This is a genomic window from Mesorhizobium sp. M1A.F.Ca.IN.020.06.1.1 (genome assembly GCF_004023265.1).
Taxonomy (GTDB): Bacteria; Pseudomonadota; Alphaproteobacteria; order Rhizobiales; family Rhizobiaceae; genus Mesorhizobium.
In genome coordinates, this window is the sequence record NZ_RZSR01001080.1 from 1 (window position 1) to 1,859 (window position 1,859).

A 1,859-nucleotide genomic window follows, 5' to 3' on the forward strand; every position below is an offset into this window, starting at 1 on the left:
ACGTGTCGCTGATCCTCAATGGCCGCGGCGCCTATACCCCGCTGCGTGACGTGGCAGGTTATCCGGTGCGCTGCCCCATGGTTGACGTGCATGTGATCGGCGCCGGCGGCGGCTCGATCGCCTGGGTCGACGACGCTGGTGGGTTGAAAGCCGGACCCCACTCGGCTGGCGCTATCCCGGGACCGGTGGGCTATATGCGCGGCGGTATCGAACCGACAATCACCGACGCGAACCTGCACATGGGACGCCTTAATCCCCTGGCAATTCTTGGTGGGGCCATGCCGGTCGACCGCGCTGCGGCAACCGGTGCGGTGGCGCAGATATCGACCAGGATCGGCACGTCACCCGATGAGGCGGCAGACGGCATCATCCGCATCGCGGTCGCCAACATGGCCCGCGCGATTCGCTCCATCTCCATCGAGCGCGGCTGCGACGTCAAAGAGTTCGCTTTGGTCGCCTTTGGCGGCGCGGGTCCGCTCCACGCGGCTTTTGTTGCGGACGAAGTCGGCATTGCCACGGTTCTGGTGCCGGAAGCTCCAGGCACCATGTGCGCCCGTGGCGTGCTGCTGTCCAATATCTCTCGCAGTTTCGTCAAGTCTCATGTCGCGCCGCTGAATGACGCCAGCTGGCGCGATATCCTCGAGCAGACTCGTGCGATGACCACCGAAGCCGAGGCATGGCTGATCAGAGAACGGGTCGAGAGCGGCCTGCGCGCCTGCGTCCGCGTGATCGAGGCCCGCTATGTCGGCCAGAACTTCGAGGTCCGCGTCGAAGGCGACATCACGGACCGTCCGACGTTCATACGTGCATTCTATCAGGTCAACGATGAAGTCTACGGCTACCACGTCGAGGATCGCGAGATCGAGATCGTCAATGTCCGGATCGAGGCGATTGGCCAAATCGCGGCCCCGCTGGTACAGCCGCCAACGCGGCAAGGGAGCGCACAGGAAGCACGCATCGGCACCCGCCGCGTGCATATGGGTGCTGAGGGCGGCGGCTGGACAGAAGCCGATGTCTACGACCGCGAAAAGCTGCCTGCCGGTGCCACCATCGCCGGCCCGGCCGTGGTCGAGGAACTCACCGCGACGACCGTGCTGCCAAAAGGCTGGGCCGCAAGCGTCGACGGCTGGCGCAACATCATCCTTACACGCAAGGCCGCTTAGGCATGAGCCGCATCGACACCATCGACATGGAAGTCTTCAACAACCGGCTGCTGTCGATCACCGATGAGGTGATGAACACGCTGATCCGATCGTCCTTTTCCACCAACATCAAGGAACGCAAGGACGCATCCGTCGCAATCTTCGACCGGGAAGGGCGCCTGATCTGCCAGGCCCTTTATATCCCTATGCTGCTCTCCGGCGTCATGGGAGGTGTCGAGACACTGCTCAAGAGCCGCGCGCTCGACAGCTTCCGGGATGGCGACGTGTTCATCTGCAATGACGTCTATCTGGCAGGCGGCTCGCACAGCAACGACATCTCCATCATCACCCCGGTGTTCATAGACGGCAGCGTCGAGTTCTTGATCGGCAACATCGGCCACCATTCGGACGTCGGAGGGGTCATCCCCGGGTCGACCGACCATACCCTCACCAGCGTGTTTGCGGAGGGCATCCGCATTCCGCACATGCGCATCGTACGCGAAGGTGTGCTAGACGAGGAACTGCTCTCGATGATCGCGCACAACACGCGCGACCCGATGGAGCGGATCCTTGATCTGAAGGTGCAGATCGCGGCCAACGGGCAGGGGGCTCGCAGCCTCGTCAGGCTGGCGCGCGACCATGGACTAGCGAGGGTCCAGAAGAGCATGGCGGACTTGCTCACCTATACCGAACGCCGCATGCGGCAACGCCTGCGAG

The 1,859-nt window shown here is 63.4% G+C and carries 2 protein-coding genes; both read left to right on the forward strand.

Translation table 11 applies throughout. From position 1 onward, the window contains the following. Positions 1 to 1,163 (forward strand): hydantoinase/oxoprolinase family protein (locus EOA60_RS31120; protein WP_164899699.1); only part of this gene is annotated, 1,163 nt, incomplete at its 5' end. Positions 1,164 to 1,165: 2 nt separating this feature from the next. Continuing rightward, positions 1,166 to 1,859, forward strand: a 694-nt coding sequence (locus EOA60_RS31125) for a hydantoinase B/oxoprolinase family protein (protein WP_164899700.1), incomplete at its 3' end; no start/stop codon positions are given.